This window comes from Paraburkholderia sp. IMGN_8 (assembly GCF_038050405.1).
GTDB lineage: Bacteria > Pseudomonadota > Gammaproteobacteria > Burkholderiales > Burkholderiaceae > Paraburkholderia.
The window spans coordinates 2,780,127-2,799,490 of record NZ_CP150901.1 but is presented as its reverse complement, the minus strand read 5'-3'; the positions used below and the strand labels follow the sequence as shown (position 1 = coordinate 2,799,490).

13 protein-coding genes are annotated in these 19,364 nt (G+C 61.6%); 6 read left to right on the top strand and 7 right to left on the bottom strand.

Annotated elements, in window-relative coordinates; translation table 11 throughout:
• Positions 1 to 173: 173 nt before the first annotated feature.
• Positions 174 to 2,915, top strand: coding sequence for a glucosidase (locus WN982_RS33725; protein WP_341316345.1), 2,742 nt, complete (start codon positions 174 to 176; stop codon positions 2,913 to 2,915).
• A 75-nt stretch (positions 2,916 to 2,990) separates the two neighbouring features.
• Positions 2,991 to 3,542, top strand: coding sequence for a thioredoxin family protein (locus tag WN982_RS33720; RefSeq protein WP_341316344.1), 552 nt, complete (start codon positions 2,991 to 2,993; stop codon positions 3,540 to 3,542).
• A gap of 44 nt (positions 3,543 to 3,586) precedes the next feature.
• Here the strand turns inward: WN982_RS33720 and WN982_RS33715 are convergent, their stop codons facing one another.
• Genes WN982_RS33715 through bcsA form a run of 3 tightly spaced genes read right to left on the bottom strand, consistent with a single transcriptional unit; the run spans position 3,587 to position 9,412 of the window.
• The gene (locus WN982_RS33715; protein ID WP_341316343.1) at positions 3,587 to 5,767 is read right to left on the bottom strand and encodes a hypothetical protein; all 2,181 of its coding nucleotides are present in this window, start codon (positions 5,765 to 5,767) and stop codon (positions 3,587 to 3,589) included.
• A 2-nt stretch (positions 5,768 to 5,769) separates the two neighbouring features.
• Positions 5,770 to 7,308, bottom strand: coding sequence for a hypothetical protein (locus tag WN982_RS33710; protein WP_341316342.1), 1,539 nt, complete (start codon positions 7,306 to 7,308; stop codon positions 5,770 to 5,772).
• Positions 7,301 to 9,412 carry a UDP-forming cellulose synthase catalytic subunit gene (gene bcsA, locus WN982_RS33705; RefSeq protein ID WP_341316341.1) on the bottom strand — a complete coding sequence of 704 codons (2,112 nt, stop codon included), beginning with the start codon at positions 9,410 to 9,412 and terminating at the stop codon, positions 7,301 to 7,303. Before bcsA ends, WN982_RS33710 begins: the two co-directional genes overlap by 8 nt.
• Here bcsA and WN982_RS33700 point away from each other — a divergent pair.
• The 3 genes from WN982_RS33700 (at position 9,411) to WN982_RS33690 (ending at position 12,532) form a co-directional block, all read left to right on the top strand.
• A complete protein-coding gene (locus tag WN982_RS33700) occupies positions 9,411 to 9,737 on the top strand; it encodes a hypothetical protein (RefSeq protein ID WP_341316340.1) in 327 nt (108 codons plus the stop codon). The genes bcsA and WN982_RS33700 overlap by 2 nt on opposite strands.
• 130 nt (positions 9,738 to 9,867) lie before the next feature.
• Positions 9,868 to 10,509: a DsbA family oxidoreductase gene (locus WN982_RS33695; protein WP_341316339.1), complete on the top strand. Its 642-nt coding sequence runs from the start codon at positions 9,868 to 9,870 to the stop codon at positions 10,507 to 10,509.
• A gap of 46 nt (positions 10,510 to 10,555) precedes the next feature.
• Positions 10,556 to 12,532, top strand: coding sequence for a beta-galactosidase (locus tag WN982_RS33690; protein WP_341316338.1), 1,977 nt, complete (start codon positions 10,556 to 10,558; stop codon positions 12,530 to 12,532).
• Positions 12,533 to 12,577: 45 nt separating this feature from the next.
• Here WN982_RS33690 and WN982_RS33685 read toward each other — a convergent pair whose 3' ends face one another.
• On the bottom strand, positions 12,578 to 14,539 hold the full coding sequence (locus tag WN982_RS33685) for an enterotoxin (protein ID WP_341316337.1): 1,962 nt from the start codon (positions 14,537 to 14,539) through the stop codon (positions 12,578 to 12,580).
• 194 nt (positions 14,540 to 14,733) lie between these two features.
• Positions 14,734 to 15,609 carry a hypothetical protein gene (locus WN982_RS33680; protein ID WP_341319504.1) on the bottom strand — a complete coding sequence of 292 codons (876 nt, stop codon included), beginning with the start codon at positions 15,607 to 15,609 and terminating at the stop codon, positions 14,734 to 14,736.
• 305 nt (positions 15,610 to 15,914) lie between these two features.
• On the opposite strand from WN982_RS33680, the gene WN982_RS33675 reads away from it, so the two are divergent.
• Positions 15,915 to 17,324, top strand: coding sequence for a trypsin-like peptidase domain-containing protein (locus WN982_RS33675; protein ID WP_341319503.1), 1,410 nt, complete (start codon positions 15,915 to 15,917; stop codon positions 17,322 to 17,324).
• Between the two features lie 107 nt (positions 17,325 to 17,431).
• Here WN982_RS33675 and WN982_RS33670 read toward each other — a convergent pair whose 3' ends face one another.
• Entirely contained in the window at positions 17,432 to 18,361 is a 930-nt protein-coding gene (locus WN982_RS33670; RefSeq protein WP_341316336.1) for a LysR substrate-binding domain-containing protein, read from the bottom strand.
• Positions 18,362 to 18,452: 91 nt separating this feature from the next.
• Entirely contained in the window at positions 18,453 to 19,289 is an 837-nt protein-coding gene (locus WN982_RS33665) for a transporter substrate-binding domain-containing protein (protein ID WP_341319502.1), read from the bottom strand.
• Positions 19,290 to 19,364: the final 75 nt, after the last annotated feature.

Genomic DNA, 19,364 nt, shown 5'->3' with positions numbered 1-19,364 from the left:
CGGCGGTGTGATTCGCTTAAGTATGCAACACAAGGTGGGTCCACGGGTCGCTGTGCAAGCACGGGGCGCCGTTTGCCACCACGCCGGTTGCTCAAAAAGCGATCCGCCCGGTCTGCGCACGCTCGCTCCTGTCGACCCGGAGTAGGATAGTCGATGTCGGGTCGGGAGGTTCCATGCCACCGCTACGCGCAATCAATCTGCTCCAGTCGAAGGAAGGTGCCCGGCTCCATGGTCCGGAACTCGACCGATGGCGCCGCTGGGGACCTTATCTGAGCGAGCGGCAATGGGGCACTGTTCGCGAAGACTACAGCGAATACGGCACCGCATGGGACTATTTTCCGCACGATCATGCGCGCAGCCGCATGTACCGCTGGGGTGAGGACGGCATTGCCGGATTCGGCAACGACCCGCTCGACTGGTGCGTATCGCTCGCGCTCTGGAACGGGCACGATTCGATCATCAAGGAACGGCTCTTCGGGTTGACGAATGCGCAAGGCAATCACGGCGAGGACGTCAAGGAGCTTTACTTCTATCTCGACGGCACGCCGACGCATTCGTACATGAAGATGCTGTACAAGTATCCTCACGACGCGTACCCGTACCAGGATCTGATCGACGAAAATCTGCGGCGCGGCGCCGATCAGCCCGAATACGAAATCCTCGATACGGGCGTGTTCGACGATAACCGCTACTTCGACGTCTGCGTCGAGTATGCGAAGCACACACCCGACGATATCGTGATGCGCGTGACCGTCGAAAACCGCGCGGATCAGCGCGCGGCGCTTCATCTGTTGCCGCAATTCTGGGCGCGCAACAGATGGGCGTGGTCGGGCAAGCCCGGCAAGCCGTCGCTCACGCTGGAGTCGAATACAGAGGAGGGCGCGCGCGTCGTCGCGCGCAATCCCGCGCTCGGCACGATGATCGTGACGGCGTCGGCGCAACAGCCAATCGAGTGGATCTTCTGCGAAAACGAAACGAATGTGCGTCGCATTTTCGGCATCGATGGAGTAGGGCCGTTCAAGGACGGCTTCAATGACTACCTCGTCGACGGCGACGAGCAGGCAATCCGGCGCGACAAGGGCACCCGCGCCGCCGCGCATGCGTATCAGCAGTTCGCGCCTCATGAGCGCTCGGTGCTGTATCTGCGCTGGCGTCCCGAACCGGCTCCGGATGCCGTGCCGCTCGACATGAACGCGCTCTTCGCGCGCCGGCAAGCGGAGGCCGACGAGTTCTATGCGGCGCTTCAGCACGACATCCCCGACGCCGATGCGCGGCTCGTGCAGCGTCAGGCGCTCGCCGGCATGCTGTGGACGAAGCAGTACTACCAGTTCGATGTGACGCGCTGGCACGACGGCGACCCCGGCCAACCGAAGCCGCCGAAAGGACGCAGGCGCGGCCGCAACGCGGACTGGCGGCACATGTGCAATGGCGACATCGTGTCGATGCCCGACAAGTGGGAGTACCCATGGTACGCGTCGTGGGACCTCGCGTTTCATGCGGTCGCGTTCGCCATGATCGATCCCGACTTCGCGAAGAAGCAATTGCTGCTGCTCGTGAAAGAGCGCTACATGCATCCGAACGGGCAATTGCCCGCCTACGAGTGGGCGTTCGGCGATGCGAATCCGCCCGTTCATGCGTGGGCAACATGGCGTGTGTATGAACTCGACCGCGAGGTGACGGGCGTGGGCGATCACGCGTTTCTCGAAGTCATGTTCCACAAGCTGCTGCTCAATTTCTCGTGGTGGGTCAACCGCAAGGACGCGGATGACCGCAACATCTTTCAGGGCGGCTTTCTCGGGCTCGACAATGTCGGCATCTTCGACCGGTCTTCGCCGCTGCCGACCGGCGGCCGCATCGATCAGGCCGATGGCACGGCATGGATGGCCTCGTACGCGCTCGACCTGATGCAGATCGGCCTCGAACTGGCGATGACGAACAACGCGTACGTCGAAATCGCGGTGAAGTTCTTCGAGCACTTTCTGTATATCGCGGAAGCGGTCAGTTGCAGCGAAGGCTGCAGCACAGGGTTATGGGACGAACCCGACGAATTCTTCTACGACGTACTGCACCTTCCGGACGGAACCCGTGTGCCCATGCACATTCGTTCGATCGTCGGGCTGATTCCGCTCTTCGCCGTTCACGTGCTCGAGGAGCGGGTGTACGGCCATCTGCCGGGATTGCGCGAACGGCTGGCGTGGTTTCTCGATCATCGGCCGAATCTGGCAAAGCTGGTGTCGCGCTGGACCGAACCCGGCAAGGGCAAGACCACGCTGCTCTCGCTGTTGCGCGGACACCGGATGAAATCGCTGTTGCGCCGCGCGCTCGATGAAAACGAGTTTCTCTCGGAGCACGGTGTACGGGCGCTGTCCCGTGTGCATCGCGATGCACCGTACGTCTTTGACCATGACGGCGTGAGCTTGTGCATTGAATACCAGCCAGCCGAATCGGACTCGCGTGTTTTCGGCGGCAATTCGAACTGGCGCGGGCCGGTCTGGATACCGGTCAACTACCTGCTGATCGAATCGCTGTATGAGTTCTATCGCTACTACGGCGATGAGTTTCGCGTCGAATATCCGACGGGATCGGGCAACCGTTTTTCGCTGAGCGAGATTGCCGACGATCTCGCACGGCGCGTCACCACGCTCTTTCTCAAAGATGCACAAGGCGTGCGGCCCGTGATGGCGGCCTATCCGATGCTGCAAGCCGACCCGCGTTCGCGGGATCTCATACTATTCCACGAGTACTTTCACGGCGACAACGGACGCGGCGTCGGCGCTTCGCATCAGACCGGCTGGAGCGGGCTTGTCGCGCTGCTGCTCCAGCCGCGCATGATGAAGTTGTCCCATGTAGCGCCTGATGCTGCGTCGGTGGCCGCGCCAGTGGCCGAAGACACCGCACCGGCCATGGCTCGATAGCGTTTCGGTCGCTGGAAGGCTATTGACGCACAACGCACGATGAATTGTTCGACCCCGTGATTCAAGGAGCAATCGATGGCTACTGAATCTCCCGCAGGCGAACTCGGCCTTGCCGCGCCCGCGTTTTCGCTGCCCGCAACGGACGGGCGAACCTATACGCTTGACGACGTGCGCGGCACGAAAGGGCTCGTCGTGATCTTCATGTGCAACCATTGTCCATACGTGCAGGCTGCATTACCGCGGATCGTGCGCGAAGCGCGCGAGTTGGCGGCACTGGGTATCGGCACCGTGGGAATCAACTCGAACGACGCCACCGCCTATCCGGAGGATTCGTTCAAACGCATGGTGGCGCTCGCGGCCGAGCGGCAGTTGCCTTTCCCGTATCTGCATGACGAGACGCAGCAGGTTGCGCGGGCGTACGGCGCGGTGTGCACGCCGGAGTTCTACGGCTTCGACGCCAACTTGCTGTTGCGATACCGCGGCAGGCTGGATGCTTCACGCAAGGATCCGGTTCCCGACGCGCGCCGGGAACTGTTCGAGGCGATGCAGCAGATCGCGCAAACCGGCGTCGGCCCGGACATGCAGTATGCGGCGCTCGGATGCTCGATCAAGTGGAAGAGTGCGTGAGGCTGCGCGCTATCGGGCATCTCGCTTACAGCCAGCCTGACGCGTTAGAACCCGCGCGGGGTCACAAGATCGGCGGCGCGAAGATGCCCGCGTGGCTCGAACGGAATTTTCAGCCAGGCAAAGAGGCTCATGTCGTGATAGCCGGGCGAGGCGCGGTAGCCAACGCCCGCGCCGACGATCACATGTGGCGAAACGAGTCCGGCGATGGTCGTGGTGTCCTCGCCAAACGTCCCCGACGCGCGGCCGGTGTGGAGCTCGCGTGTCGCATAGCCAACACGGCCACCGGTCTTGAAGAGGAACCGGCCGCCCTCGTCCGACTGGGCGTAGAAGACGAGTCCCGCCTCACGGTTCGATTTGGGACTCCAGTAGCCCGCGTAGGGGCCGTCATACCGATTGGCATCGTAACGGTATGAACTGATGCGTATCTCCGGTCCGGCATTGAGCCAGCTCCAGCCTTTGGCGCGGAAGTCTCGCGTGAGCGAAAGACTCGCGGCGTAGAACGGGTTGACCGCCGTTCCGCTCGCGGTGACAGCGCCGCCGGATAGCGTTTCACCAACATAAAATGCGCTTCTGCCGATCGCCTGACGCGCAGCGATCTCGAGCGAGGACGATGCGGCCGGCCCCGGTCCCGAGGGCACCCCCTCGAAGGCACGAAGCGAATCGTAGATGCCGTCGCGGCTGGCGGTGACTCGTACGAACTCGTCCTCACGTTCGGCGATTTGCTGATACTGAATTTTGCCGAACAACTGCGTCGGGCCTTCACCGGGCGCCTGGACTGTTGCGCCCGCGATCAGCACCCCTTGTCCGAGTTCGCTCCTGACCGTGCCGCCCAGCAGCTTGCCCCAGGCGTGTTGCTGGCCGTTATCGAGGCGTAGTGCCGCGCCCTCGATACGCACGGACAACGACGGAGTCGGCAACAACGTGACCGACAGCTGCGGGATGGTCCAGATGGTCAGCTTGTCCTGCCCGGCCGTACCGGATTTCCGGTCGGCGGTAAACACCGATTGCAGCGCCGGTTCCTGTCCCTCGGAGGGATGTCCCGTCAGGGCTCGCGCCTGATCGTACAGGCCACGGTGTTCATCGTGCTCCGCGAGCGTCTGGCGGGCGAGCGGCGGAGTTCCCGGGGCGTTGTTGCCCACGAGCGTACTGAGCGTCCGGTAGTCGCGGTTTGCGGCGGAAGAAAACGCGAGGCCCTGTAAATATTCTTCGTTGTCGGGCGCTTCCTCATGGAGCTTCGCAAAGATCTGTTCGGCTTGCTGCGGGCGCTGGCTGTTGAGCAAAGCCCATCCTGCAAGCGCACGTGTCGCCGGATCGGTCGCGCCGCCCGTCTCGCCGACGAGCTTGAGCGCGGCGTCGACCTGCGCCGGGTCGCCCGAGTCCTTGGCGAGGGCAAGCGCGATGGCGCCGTGTAGACGCTTGCCTTCCGGCGTTGCCAGGTCGCGCGATTCGACTTCCGCTTCCGCGAGCCGTTGCTGATGCATGAGCGACAGCGTCAGCCCGAGCCGCGCCGACGCCGGATCTTTAGCGCTCTTCAAGGCTTCGCGAAACAGACGCTCTGCGGCCTTGTCGTCATGGGCGCGGTCTTCGAGCCAGCCCGACACTTCCAGCGCCGACGCGTCGAGCTGCACGGACGAATCTGCGCGCAGTGTTCGCGAGTAGGCCAGTGCGCCGGCGTAGTCGCCTGCCGTATTCTCCGAGTACATGCGCTGCAGCCGCAGGTCGGTGCGGACCTTGCGTAACGACGGTTTGTCAAACACGGGATCCGCGAGGATGCGATCCATCTCTGCCGCGGGCAGCGCTTTCGCGGCCTTCCAGGCCGTACCTGCAAGTTCGCCGGGATCCGCGCAGGCGCGAAGCAGTTCCAAATAGAGCGGATAGGCTTGCGTCGCATGGCCGGCGTCGGCGAGTGCTTGCGCGTGGTCCCATTTCGCCGGAAGGTTCGTACAGGCGGACGCCTCGGTTCGCGGCGCTTTTCCTGGATGCGCAGTGGCGACGGTCTTCGGTACGGGCGGCTGTCCGAGCTTGATGGGGCCCTGCGGAACGGGTGGCTGGGCCAACTTGACTGAGCCTTGCGCGGCCGGCGAATCGCCCCATACGTCCGGCCCCGACGCCGGCGTTGGGGATACTGGGCTCGCGTTCGGTGAAGGGGCAAGCTGTGCCGCCCATGCGAGGCCTTGCCATGAGAAGAAAATGCCGACAGCTGCAGCGACGAGCGTGCGATTCATGTTTATTGCTTCGGAGGCGTACCAGAAGAGGACGAATGGTTACCGGCGCCAAGCCGTTTCGCCACCTGTGCCTTCAACGTGACGTTCAGGAAGATAGGTAAAAGGACGAGCAGTGCGACAAACACGGACCAGAACACCCTGAGGTCGTCCAGCAGCAGCCGAAGCGTGGCGACGGGCGAGCGCCTCGCGACCGTAAGCGGTACAGCCGACTTTGCGGCCGTGTCGAAAAGCGTCGGCCCCCGGGTAAAGAGCGACCACGTGGCCGGCTGGCGCAACATTTCGACGGCACTGGCCACCGACGCATTGCCGTTGCCGAGCACGGCGATGAACCGTTGCACGCCGGAACTGCCCGGGAGGGACACCGCTTGCCCCGGTTGCAAAGTTGGATAGACAGGCAACTGGCGACGCAAGTGCGCGGAGAGCGCGGCGTCCCGACCGAAAAAGAGATCGGCGTTCGTGCCGTCACTGGAGAACGTGAACGTAAAGTCTGTGAGCGCGCCTGTTGCCCGGACACGGATCGCAGCGAAATTCAGGGCGGCGCGCACGAGCGCCGGGTCCTTCTGCCCCAGCGAAACGGCGCGATGCGTTTGCGGCGCGTGAATGGCCGTAGCTTCACCGAGCACGATCGCGCTGCGAGCCGGGAAAACCATGGCCGTATCGGCGAACGCCTGCGCAGCATGCACGCAATCGGCATCGTTGATGCCCGAGAGCACGACAACGACGGACTTGCCCTGGTTGGCGGAATAGAGGCCGAGAAACGGGCCCGTGATGGCGCGTGCCACCGACGCCGGCAATAGGTCCGCGAGCGCTTTGCGGGTGCCGACGAGCAGTATGTCGCCAGCGAGCGCGGCCTCCGGAGCAATCATCCACGAAGCCGGGTCGCTTTCCCGCGCGACGATCGCGCTTTCGCCCTGATAGGCTGCCGTCACATCGACCTGCCGCATGCGCGCTTCGATGCCTTCCACCGCGAGTGCCGCCGCCCGCAGTTGCTCCGGCGATGTCGAGTCGCCGCCCAGCTCGACGGTCACGGTGCGCGGCATCCAAGCCCTCCTGTCGAATGCGACCGGAAGCTGCGCCAATGTCGGTGCCGTGTCGGCACGCAGTCCGGCGAAGTCCAGCGACACTGAGGACCGCGCGTCGTCGATGGGCGCAAGATTGGCGAGCGCGGTCTCTGCGCTGATCGCCGCCGCGCGCGGCATGAGCGCCAGTTGGATGCTGTTGGTGCCGGGCACGAAGGCGTTCGGCGAGAGCGCAAGGGTCTGCTCGGCCTCGTTCGCGTCGACCTCTGCCACCGGTGCGCCATTCACCCAGACCAGGTATCTGGCCCCCGCCGGCAGCGCGGCGGCTGACGCAAGACGGAGATGCACCCCGCTCAGTGCTTCGCGAGGGGAGAGTTCGACGACGAGCGCATGAGCGGCAGCGGCTGCGCCGCCGGTTGGGCGGAGCGCGGAAAAGGGCCGTGTCACCGTCTGCGCGGTTGCGGACAGCGTGGCCAGGCTCAGCAGGCACGCGGCAAGAGTGCGAACGAGCCACTTAGCCATGAAAGCCTTTGCGACCGACGTGGCGCGCATGGGCATGGGCGCCTCTGAGCGAGGCGGCGAGCATGCCCAACAGGGACTTGACGAAGTTTGCCGATGCCTCTCGCCGCTTCCACTGGCGCATCCAACGGTCACTGTCGCCATAAGCGAGGATGACGGCGGCCCGCTCTTCTTCCGGCGACCGGGGTGCGTAGAGCGCGGCATATTCGTGATCCGCCGCATTGACGGGTGCAATGACGTGCGCCGCCAGCAAATGTTGCCGGAACCTGACTTCGAATCGATCCAGTACCGTGCCGTCTGGAACGCGGACCCGCAAACCCAGTTCATTGGCGTCGAGGAGCAGTACCTCCTGTTCGCCGAACTGGCCGACGACGGTGATCGGCTCGTCGATATCGATGCGCGGCCTCGCGCGGCGCTGCGCTTTCTCGAACAGCGCGCCGAGGGCGCCGAAGCTCAGAAACAGATTGAAGGTGATCCACAGCACAGCCGCGGTAAGGACGGGGCGCGCCGCGGGTTCGTGAACCATCCGGACGATGCCCCAAACGAGGCCGATCGCACAACAGACAAACATTCCGTAGAACGGCAGACGGAATTCGCTGATGAAGTCTGTCTCGTTCAACTCTCCCTTTGGCGTGACGCTGAACGTCGGAGCGTTGGGGCGCACGAGGGCCGATACGAGGGCAGGCAGCATGTAAAACGCCTGGAGCGTTTCATAGAGTTCGGAGGAAAAGATCCGCCGGAAGCGTCCGTTCAGCCGCTCAGCCGTTAAAAGCACGACGAAGAGATAGGGAAGCGTGTAGCCGACGAGGTTGTCCGTCCCGCCCGGGTACAACGGCAGCTTGAACACGATGCCGAGAATCGGCATCAGGAAAGTGACGAGGCGGGCGAACGGAAAAAACCAGAAAAGGCCGACCGAAAAATAGCAGAACCGCTGAGCAAGCGTCAGCCCCCGAATCAACCACGGATTCTGCTTCATGAGAATCTGCATCATGCCGACGCCCCAGCGGATGCGCTGAACGAGAAAGCCCGAAATCGTTTCAGGCTGCAGACCCGCGACCATCGGCCGGCCGAAATATACCGAACGCCAGCCTCGCTGATGCAGCTTGACGGAAGTCGAGGCGTCTTCGGTAATGGAGTCCGTCGAGAATCCGCCGACTTCCACGATGGCGGCGCGCCGGACGATTGCGCCGGAGCCGCAGAAAAACGACGTATTCCACGTGTCCAACCCCGGCTGAACGACACGGTAGAACAGGTCGTTCTCAGCCGGCATCTGGTTGAACAGACCGAGGTTTTTCTCGAGGGGGTCCGGGTTGGTAAAGAAATGCGGCGTCTGCACCAATGCAGCCTTCGAGTCATGCATGAAAAAACCGACGGTTGAACGCAGGAAGTCTCGCGTCGGCACGTGATCCGCATCCAGGATGGCGATCAGTTCGCCTGACGTGCCTTGCATCGCTGCGTTCAGATTGCCGCTCTTTGCGTGCGCGTTCGATTCGCGAGTCAGATAGATGGCGCCATGCCTTGCGCATAGCGCCTTCAACTGTGCGGCGCGTTCGGCGAGTGCCTGCCGCTGCTCGAGGTTTTTCGCGCTTTTTGATCGAGGAAAACCGTCGTCGAGCACGTAGACGCGGAAGCGGTTTTTCGGATAGTCGAGTTCGACTGCGCCATACACCGTTGGGGCAACGACCGAGATTGGCTCCGAGTAGGTCGGAATGAAGACGTCGACCATCGGAAGCGCGTCAGGATCGGAGGGCAGCGGCAGCGGCTGACGCTCTAGCGGCCGGACACTGACGAAATAACCGAGCAGAACGACTCCCATGCAATAGAGTTCGGCCAGCAGCAGTGCGGCGGCGGCGATCTTTGTGGGCAGGCCGCCATGGATCGGGAACGACTCGAAGCGCCACGCGACGTACCGGATGATGACGAAGCCGCTGAAAGCAAGCAGGAGTGGTCGTGTGGTGGGCGTCTGCACAGAGGCGAGCAACCCGAACAGCGCAATAAAAAGTAATGCATTGACTACGGGGTAAGGCAAGCCGACTGAAACGACAGCCAGTATGGCAAGCCCCACCAGCAACGTGAGTGCGGTAATCCCATGGATTTTCTGCTGCATGCCTGATACCCGTATTGTTGACACGGCGGTGTCGCTTGAGAGTATCCGCCGAATCGGAATTGTGCCATTCGAATTGGGTTCGCCGATAATCGGCAAGCTCGCTCAGAAACCACCGGACGCGACAAGTCCAAAGATGTGCGCGAAGCGGATGCTGCCGGTCCGCTTCGCGTCGATCGCACCTGTTCGGTTTGCTCGAAAGCGGTCGCCGCTGATTTTCCGTTATCGCGCAGGCATGAACGGGAGGTATGGCTCAAAGCCGGACCTCAAAGCCCATGTCGATCCCGGCGAAGGCCGGCGACATCGAGATGCTCTTACCGTAACGTAAAAGCGAAGCTTTGGATGACGTCCGGAATGCGGTCCTGCAAAAATTGACAATTCAGGCTAGGCTACCCTATCGGCCGCATTTGCGTCGTACCGAGCTGGCCAAGCCACAGGTTATTCCCGTCAGGAAAGCAATGACACAACAGCTAACAATCGATTTCGTATCCGATATCGCATGCCCATGGTGTGCGATCGGCCTGTCGTCGCTGCAGCTTGCGCTATCGCGCCTGGGCGAAGCGGTCGACGCTCAAATAGTCGTCCATCCCTTCGAATTGAATCCGCACATGGGGCCGGACGGCGAGGCCATTGTCGACTATCTCGGCAAAAAATACGGACGCACGCCGGCACAGATCACCGAAACGCAAGCCATGATCCGGGAGCGCGGGGCGAGCGTTGGTTTTGCCTTCGGCCCGCGTACGCGCGTCTATAACACCTTCGACGCGCACCGCCTGATGCATTGGGCCGGCATCAAAGGCACGCAGTTGCCGCTCAAACTGGCGTTGCTGCGGGCTTATCATTCCGAGGGTAAAGACCCAAGCGATCACGAAGTTCTGGTCGAAGCGGCCCAATCGGTCGGGCTCGACGCCGTGGAAGCACGTGAGGTACTGCGCGGCGGCGACTATGCCGATGAGGTTCGTGCGGAAGAACGGGAATACCAGGCGGCGGGTATCCAGTCAGTGCCGGCGATCATCTTTAACGGTCGCTATCTGGTGAGCGGCGGACAACCCGTGGAAACCTTCGAGCAAGTCATCCAGCAGATTCTGGCCGAAGCGTAGTGTGGGGTAGCCGCACCAACGCAGCGGCTCGGCAAGGTGGTGCTTCATGCATGGGTCGAAAAAGTCATTCAACCTTGTCCATAGCAGCCGTTCGCAAGAGCGTAGTGTCACAGGCGATGGTTGTCTGCCTGGGCCGAACAGCAGTCTGACCGGAACGTCCGCAGTCGACATCCCAGCCCCAGCAGTCGACAGCGGACATACTTTTTCTTTCAGTCAGGACGGCGAAAGCTTCCTGCTCGACGGCGAGCCTTTCCAGATCCGCAGCGGGGAGATGCATCCCGCCCGCATCCCCGCCGAATACTGGCAGCATCGCATCCTGATGGCCAAGGCCATGGGGATGAACTGCATCGCCCTCTACGTCATGTGGAATTACCACGAAACGAGTCCAGGCGTTTTCGATTTCCGCACAGGGAACCGCAACATCGAAGCATTCATTCGACTGTGCCAGCAGGAAGGGATGTGGGTGTTGCTGCGGCCGGGTCCCTATATCTGCGGCGAATGGGATCTGGGCGGCATTCCGTCGTACCTGTTGAGTTATCCGGACATCCAGCTCAGGACCGGCTCCGCTAACGATCCTCGCTACATGTCGGCGGTAGCTCGCTACATCAGGGCGCTGAGCCCGCGCATCGAACCACTGCTGGTGAGTAACGGTGGACCGATCCTGATGATTCAGATCGAGAATGAGTTCGGCTCGTACGCCAGCAACCCGGCTTACCTCGAAGAGATACGGCAGCTCTGGCTTCAGGAAGGGATACAGGGGCCGTTCTATACCGAAGACGGCATCAGGCAGCTTGAACGGAATCGCACGAACGTCACCGGCGGCGCGATTGCATTGAGCAATGGCGATGCAGCGCAAATCGCGGCCGTCCGGCGGGAATTTCCGGCCGTTCCGGCAATGGCCGGCGAAGTGTATCCAGGGTGGCTCACCCATTGGGGCGACGAGACGCTCAAAGGTACGGCCGTCGATATCTCCGGCACGCTAGACGCGCTCATGCAACTGAAGCTGTCGTTCAATCTCTATGTCATTCACGGCGGCACCAGCTTCGGCTTCTATGCCGGCGCGAACGTGGATGCCGATTCCGGCGAATATCAACCCGACATTACCAGCTACGACTACGCAGCACCCATCAGCGAGCAAGGCGTAGCGACGTCGAAGTACATGAAGTACCGGTCCGTTATCGCCCGCTATATATCGACGCCGTTGCCCGATATACCCAAACCTGTCCCGACGATCAGGCGCAGAGGAAGTCAGGCCTTGATGCCGGATCTTTACGCGTCCATTTGGGACAATCTGCCTGCCGCGCTCCCGGCTGCACAAACCGTCCACCCACAGCCGTTCGAGATGCTTGGGCAGGCGTTCGGTTTCGCGCTGTACCGCAAGAAGCTGCAGGGCTACCGCGGCGGTGTTCTGGATATCAAGGATGTTCACGATTACGCGACCGTTTTCGTCGGCGAGCAATATGCAGGCGGGGTGTCGAGAGCGCGCATGCCAGAGCACCGCGCGCAGCCGCTGAATGTGACGCACCACGCGCCGCTTGCGTTACCGTCGTCGTCGTCGCTGGACGGTGCCGTATCGCTGGAGATTCTCGTGGAGGGCATGGGGCGTGTTAATTACGACCACGCGATGATCGACCGCAAAGGTATTCTCGAACCGGTCACGCTGCAGGATGCGGGAGGCTCGAGCGACACGCTCACCGGCTGGGAAGTCTTCCTGTTGCCGATGGATACCGCGTTTATCGCTAGCCTGCGTGCCGTCTGTGCGAACCCACGCAAGGCCGGACTGTTCTTCAAAGCCACCTTGCCGTTGGATAAAGTCGGCGATACCTATATCGACATGAGTGGCTGGACCAAAGGCGTGGTCCGGGTCAACGGGCACAATCTCGGCCGTTACTGGAATATCGGCCCGCAAAAGCGTCTGTATTGTCCAGCACTCTGGCTGCGGCAGGGTGACAACGAGATCATCATCTTCGATCTCCATCAGATTGAAGCCAAACCGGTTGAACTGGCGCGCACGCTATCGTAAAGAAGCCGCCGGAAGCCAACGCCGGGAAATCCACGGCCACCTCGATTACCCTTCGCCACCGGCCGGCACCAGCTCCAAAGTGAGCACTTCGAAAGGCGAGAGATGGATGGTCTGCGGCCGGTCCGCGTCCAGCACCGATGGAACATGCGAGGCATGGCCGTGCCATAAGCTGCGCGTCTGGAATCGTCCCACCGCGCCGGCCGGCAACTCCAATTGCCGCCGCAATTCGAGCACGAAGCGCTTCGCCTGGCTGTCGGGATTGCGCAGCGTGATGATCGCCTTGACCGGCGACCATGCAGCCCAGCCGTACACCTCGAGCCCGTCCGGCGCACCGCCAATCCAGTGGTTGTCGCACAGCACGTCGGCGTTCGCCCGGGCCCACCTGGCAGACTCGGCGAGAACGTCCCAGTCGCCGTCGCTCAGCAGCGACGGCGTGATGTACAGCTCCTGCAGTTGTGCGCCGCTGCCGAAGTACGAATGCACTTCATGTGCGAAGTCCTGGCCTTGAGCAGTGTTCAACCGATCGTTGTACTGCGCGTAGATGATGCCGTGGAGCATCAATGAGTTGAGCGGAAACAGCGGACTCGTGACTACGACGTTGCGGTAGGTCTGTGCGTCGCGATAGGTAATCCAGCGTTCGCGGCTGCTGCCTACGCCGGCCAGGTCGTCATCCTTGCCGCCGCGCCAGATCGAGTCGGCGTAGCGAAGCCAGAACGGCGATGGATAGGTGCCGACGGTGAGGTTGATGAAGGTATCGGGCCTGGTCTCGCGGATGTCCTCGATCAGCTGGATCGCCGCGTCCCAGTCGCTGCTGAAGCGGCTGTCCGGGACCACCTTGTCGACATTGCCGGCGCCGTCGAATTTGAACTGATTGATACCGTGCTGCGTGAGCAGTTCCATCACGGCCTCATGGAAGCGCCGATAGAATTTCGGCCCGGACAGCGCGAAGCAACCATCGATGATCTCGTATCCGGCGGCGCGGCCCCGCGTCACGCGCGCCTGCCGCGTCGAGCCATAGCCGCCCCACGGTGACAGCCACACGCCGGGCGCCGCGCCGTACCGGGCGGCGGCGTCGCGCAGCGGCACGAATCCATGCGGAAAATCCTTGCCGAAATGCCAACTGCCGCTGTAGTCGTCCCAGCCGTCGTCGAACAGGAAGGAGTCGAGCTGAACGCCGCGCTTGTCGTGCAACTCGCGGCCGATGTCGTCGATGCGTTCGAGCGCTTGCTGCTGCGTGTACGGCGTGAGGTACCCGATGTCATACCAGCAGTTGTAGTGCAGGAACGGGCGGTACGGATGGGCTCGTTCGCGTTCTAGATAGGCCGCGAAATCGCGGCGTAGCTGGCCCTCGCGAACTACACCCGCCACCGCCGAGAAGACACTGGTCTTGCCCTTTTCCAGCGGCAAGGCCCGCGGCAGGATGAACCTGACGGTGTCGCCGCGTACCTGGTTTTCCGACAGCGGAAGCTCGAAACCGAGGTAGACATTGCCCGCGACCACAGGTGTTCCCTTGAACTCGCCGCTGGTTTGCGCACCGGACGCCTGCGTCTCCAACAGCGAAACGGTGGCAATGTGCTCGTCCTTGCTGATCGCGGTAATTGCCACCTGCAAGCGCAAGTACTGCGAGCTTTCGCGTTGCTCCACGCTCCACTCCACCCGCAGGCAACCCTGTTCGTCACCGAGGATGGCGTGCACGCGTCTGCCCGCAATCCGTTCGGCCAGTCGAGACGCATTGGGATTTGCGCTCAGCGTTTCTTCGCGCAGCGGCGCAAGCAGCTTCAGGTCGGCAATGCCCAGTGTGCGACCGTCGGCCAGCGATAGTGCAAATGGCGCAGTCACCGGCAGCGTGCGTACGTGCACGCGGTCAGTCAGGGCGAAACCGGCCAGATGCTGGTGCCTGACGGTCCAGTTCAAGGCGATCGCCGCGTTACCGAAGGAATGCCAGTCACCGTTCGTCTGGAACACGGGCATGCCCGGATGCGTGGACGCAGTTGCTTTGGCGTGCATGGACGAAGCCCAGGATAAGGCGGGTGCCTGATCCGTAGAGTACCTCGGGCGGATTCGGCAAGCGCATGAATTCTTACGGTTTGCAAGCTTTCATGTCCCGAAGCAGTACCCAGCCGCGCTCGAGCATCTACGAACCGGCCACTATTCTGACGGAAGCCGGATGCGTGCCGTGGCGGCACTGGGGTGCCACCTGCCTATTGTTCCGTCTGCTGGCGCTCGTATTCCTTGTATTTCATCTGGATATATTCCTGCCGACCCACTTCGTGCAGTTGTCGCGGATACTGTTCAGTTGCATCAAACCAGTTAGTAAGACGTTGCTCCAGACGCTTGTCAGGGGTGCTGGACAGCGCGCCAAGATAAGCGTCTATCGCCAGGTAGTAGCGCATAGTATTGCGTTCCACCAGGCCGCGAACCCCGCCTATGTATTCAGTCTGTTCGGAGGACGGACCGCCGGCGGAGGTAAAACCGACCTTGTCGCTGCCAATGGTCGCCAGATAGGTTTTCATGGCGATGCGCCCCGCCATGCCGTAGCTGTACGAGTAGGTCAGGTGCAGAAAGGTCCGGTTGCCACTTATGCCTACCGCTTCGAGCGCGATACGGTAGTCCTTTGTGCTCAGCGGACCGCTGTCGGCGTTGAGGTCCACCTGGAAGTATTCTGGGCTCGTGGCTGCTGCGCGGTAATGGAATTGCACGCGGTAGGTGTCCGCGAGTTTCTGTTCGACTTTTCTGCCTATATTCACGCTCACCATGTCGCCGTTGCTGCCGGTCGAGGCATGGCAATACTTGGTATTAAGGTGCAGTATCAGCACATCGCACCAGTTGGCAGGGCCGTGTGCGGGGTCGTTGAGCACGCCGCTGACTGTAGCGAATGGGTAGTCCACCACGGCGTAAATGTCGCCCTTGAGCGCGGACGGTGACTCTGCCGATTCAAGATACAGCGGACGCTGGAACTGGTTATGTTTGAGCTGTTGCGTCAAGCTCTGGTATTTGTCGCGCAAGCTCGAAGCATCGTCCGCCCCCAACGCGAGCAGGCCATGGCATAGCCAGCACACGACCAGGATGGCTAACATCAGTCCCAGTTTGCGTGGCCTGTTTTTGCCTATGCTTTTAGCAAGCGCGACCATTGACGTGCTCCCGCCTCAGGTTGTTGGCACCCGCCGTGCAGCATACCTCGTCGATCATTGCCGTATCCGTACCCCAGGAATAGCGCTATCTGGAATTTTCCCGTTGCTCCGCTATAAATCATGGTAGGCGAGGGTCACGCTTTTCGCACCGGCGCTTCACGCACCCGGCGCGGGCATAACACCCGCTACGGAGGCGCACTGTGTTTGACCGGACTCTTGCTCGCATCGTGTTCCACGCGGCCGTGATAGCTGTGTTTATCTCTTGCTATCCTTGCCTGCAGCCGACGGCGAACGCCGCGGGCGCGGCTCCGCTGCCTGCGAAGGAAAAGCGGGTTTCATCGGCCAACGCTTCAGCACCGGTCGACTTCCCGACCATCGTAGAGCGATACGGACCCGCCGTCGTGAATATCAGCGCGACTGCCCTGGAGCCGCAACCGTCGCTGACGGCTCCCGCGGCAATCGATTCTGACGATCCCCTTCTGGCGTTCGTCAAGCGCGTGGTGCCGCGATCGCAGGCAGCTCAAGACAGTCCACCACGTGCCATCACGGGTACCGGCTCCGGCTTCATTGTCAGCCCCGACGGCCTCATTCTGACTACCGCTCATGTGGTGGATCAAGCCGCCGAAGTGACGGTCAGACTGACCGATCGACGCGAATTCAAAGCGAAGGTCCTGGCGGTCGACACGCAGAGCGACGTCGCGGTCATTCAGGTCGATGCCACGAAGCTTCCGACCGTCAAACTTGGGGACTCGTCGCGGGTACGCGTCGGCGAGCAGGTGCTGACGATCGGATCGCCCGACAGCTTCGAGAATACCGTGACCGCCGGCATTGTCAGCGCCACCTCTCGGACGCTCCCGGACGGAAGCAGTTTTCCGTTTTTTCAAACCGATGTTTCCGCCAATCCGGACAATTCGGGTGGCCCACTGTTCAACCGTGCAGGCGAGGTGATCGGCATCGACGTGCAGATTTATGTGGACTCAGACCGGTACCCCAGCCTGACCTTCGCCATCCCGATCAACCTGACGGCCAAGGTGCGATCGCAGGTGCTAGCCCTGCACGCGACATCTCCGGGCGGCCTTGGCGTGGAGGTACAGGACGTCGGCCCCGGGTTGGCGGTGGCCTTCGGCCTGCCGCGACCGGCAGGTGCGCTGGTCAATTCCGTCACGCCCGGCACACCGGCCGCCTCGAGCGGCCTCAAGCCAGGTGACGTCATCATACAGATCGGCGACAAGACGATTGATCGCTCGGCCGAACTCGACCAGGCTGCTACTGATCTGCTGCCCGGGACGAAAACCACACTCAAGCTGATCCGCAATCGAAGACCGATGACGACGACGGTCATGATCGGCGCGTCCGCGGAAAGCCCCCAGACTCGACCAAGCGAAGGTGGCGCGACGGATCGCCTCGGCTTGATCATGCATCCGCTGAGTCGGGACGAGCTGCGCGCCCGCGGCCTTGCCGTAGGTCTCATGGTGGACGGGGTCGAGGGGCCGGCGGCAAGCGCTGGCATCCAGCCCGGCGATATCGTCCTTTCGCTTAATGGCACGCTGGTCGAAACGCAAGCGGACGTGGCGGCGCTGGAAGCAAAGGCAGGCAAGGAGATAGCGGTGCTCATACAGCGCAACAACGCACGCAGCTTTGTTTCGGTCAAACCTAGATGAGAAGCCCGGTGTGGGCAGCATGGGTGGTCAGCGGACGTCTTCAATAGACGCGCGACACGTTCCGTTGCCTGGTCCAGGCAGGTCATCGTCGGAAATGAAAAGTAGCTTCAGCCGCCAAAAATGGCTTTTATGTCGCGTCCCGTCTGCTCGGCTTCCTCAATCAGCCAGTCGAGAAATTGCCTGGTTGCAGGGGAGTCTGCCGCAGTTCGCTTCCAGCAAATGAAGTATGGGAACGGCATGGGTAGGGCGGCCTTGAACGGCGCGACAAGTTCGTGTCGCTTGATGCTATCAATGGCAAAAAAGCCCTGTCCCAACGAAATGCCTCTTCCCCGAATGGCCGCATCGATTGCCATGCCGGAAACGGAGTAAGTGAGTGGCGCCAACACCTCGGGCAGAGGCACGCCAACCGCATGCAGCCAGTGTCCCCAAGTTGGTGGTGACAAGTTTGCCCATCCCCACTCGACGTGAATCAGCGGGTAGCGCAAGATATCCGCCGGTTGCGAGATTGGTTTTTCCGCCTGCACCAGCGAGGGTGCAAACACGGGTGCAACCCTGTCCGTAAAGACGACGTGATAGGGCGTTCCGTCATTCGGAAGTGCCCCATACGTTAGCCGGACGTCGGCACTTCTCGCGCCGATACTGGTTTCGTGGTCGACGACCTCGACATGGACCTGCACGTGAGGGCAGATGGTGTGCCACGTGTCCAATCTGGAGGCAAGCCAATGGGTCGCGACTGACGGAAATGTCATCAGGGTGAGTCGGCGCCCTGTCTGCGCCTTGAGCGCCGCCTGGGCGCTATGAAAGCACTCGAACCCCCGGGAGATGTGCGAGTGGTACAGCTCGCAGAGAGGGGTCGGTCGCAGGCCCGTGTTTTCCCGCTCGAAAAGCGCGACCCCGAGAAAGTCTTCAAGGACGCGAATCTGCTGACTAATCGCACCGGGCGTCACGTGAAGCGCCTCTGCGGCGGCCACGACGCCCCCGTAACGAATGACGGCATCGAATATCTGCAAGGCTCGAAGAGGAGGAAGGCGGTTCATGTCGTTGACCTGGCAAATGCCATCGTGAAGCCAGTCTAGCAAAGACTGATCTCCGCCTCGACGAGCAACGGCGTCATGCAATGCTGCACGCTTACGGCTTCACATCGGTCTTGAACCATTTTTCCGACAACCGCGTCACGGTACCGTCTGCTAGTGCTTCCGTGATGGCTGCGTCAAATTTTGCTTTCAGATCCGTATCCTGTTTGCGAAACCCAAGACCTTCTCCCGGCCCCCAAACCGCGCCACCGATCGTTGGCCCGGCGATCCGGATTCGAGCGGTCTCTTTGTTGTCGGCGATTCCGGCGTAATAGGTTACGTCGTCGAAGGCCATGTCGACGCGTCCGTTGACCAGGTCGAGGTCACGTTCGGCCGAGGTCTTGTAGAGGCGTACGGAAGTGATGTCCTTGAAGTTGTCGGTGATGAACTTGGTGTACACCGTGCCGGATTGAATGCCGATCGATTTCCCTTTCAATTGGTCGCGCAGCGGGGCGATCATGGGTCCGTCGACTTTGGGGTCGCCAGTCAGCTTGAGGAAAGAGGTTTTTCCTGTCGGGTTCGCCAATCCATGCCCATCTACCGCCGCGAATGCGGCCGGCGTTGCAGCGTAGGGCCTGGAGAAGGCAATGACCTGCTGACGTTCTGGTGTGATTGCAAGGGCATCCATCACAACATCGAATTTGCCGGCCTGCAGACCGGTAATGAGGCCGTCAAAGTCCTGGGCGACTGTTTCGCATTGCAGGTTGACCCGCTTGCACAGATTGTCGATCAATTCCGGTTCGAATCCCGAGATTTTTCCGCTCGGTAAGGTCAGATTCCACGGAGCATAACTGCCTTCCAGGGCAACCTTCACGGTCTTCCATTCCTTTGCCTGAGCGCCGTTTCCTGCCAGTGCCAGCACGCCGAGAAAGGTGGCGAGAGAAGCCTTCAGGACTTTTGTGGAAATTGTATTCACATTACACCTCCATAGTGTCGGATCAAGGTTGTGCTTGGATCGGAAATAGTC

Coding starts and splice junctions, on each gene's coding strand:
- WN982_RS33725 (WP_341316345.1), top strand. CDS start 174: ATGCCACCGCTACGCGCAATCAATCTGCTCCAGTCGAAGGAAGGTGCC.
- WN982_RS33695 (WP_341316339.1), top strand. CDS start 9,868: ATGACACAACAGCTAACAATCGATTTCGTATCCGATATCGCATGCCCA.
- WN982_RS33700 (WP_341316340.1), top strand. CDS start 9,411: ATGCCTGATACCCGTATTGTTGACACGGCGGTGTCGCTTGAGAGTATC.
- WN982_RS33710 (WP_341316342.1), bottom strand. CDS start 7,308: ATGGCTAAGTGGCTCGTTCGCACTCTTGCCGCGTGCCTGCTGAGCCTG.
- WN982_RS33680 (WP_341319504.1), bottom strand. CDS start 15,609: ATGTTAGCCATCCTGGTCGTGTGCTGGCTATGCCATGGCCTGCTCGCG.
- WN982_RS33715 (WP_341316343.1), bottom strand. CDS start 5,767: ATGAATCGCACGCTCGTCGCTGCAGCTGTCGGCATTTTCTTCTCATGG.
- WN982_RS33690 (WP_341316338.1), top strand. CDS start 10,556: ATGCATGGGTCGAAAAAGTCATTCAACCTTGTCCATAGCAGCCGTTCG.
- bcsA (WP_341316341.1), bottom strand. CDS start 9,412: ATGCAGCAGAAAATCCATGGGATTACCGCACTCACGTTGCTGGTGGGG.
- WN982_RS33720 (WP_341316344.1), top strand. CDS start 2,991: ATGGCTACTGAATCTCCCGCAGGCGAACTCGGCCTTGCCGCGCCCGCG.
- WN982_RS33685 (WP_341316337.1), bottom strand. CDS start 14,539: ATGCACGCCAAAGCAACTGCGTCCACGCATCCGGGCATGCCCGTGTTC.
- WN982_RS33670 (WP_341316336.1), bottom strand. CDS start 18,361: ATGAACCGCCTTCCTCCTCTTCGAGCCTTGCAGATATTCGATGCCGTC.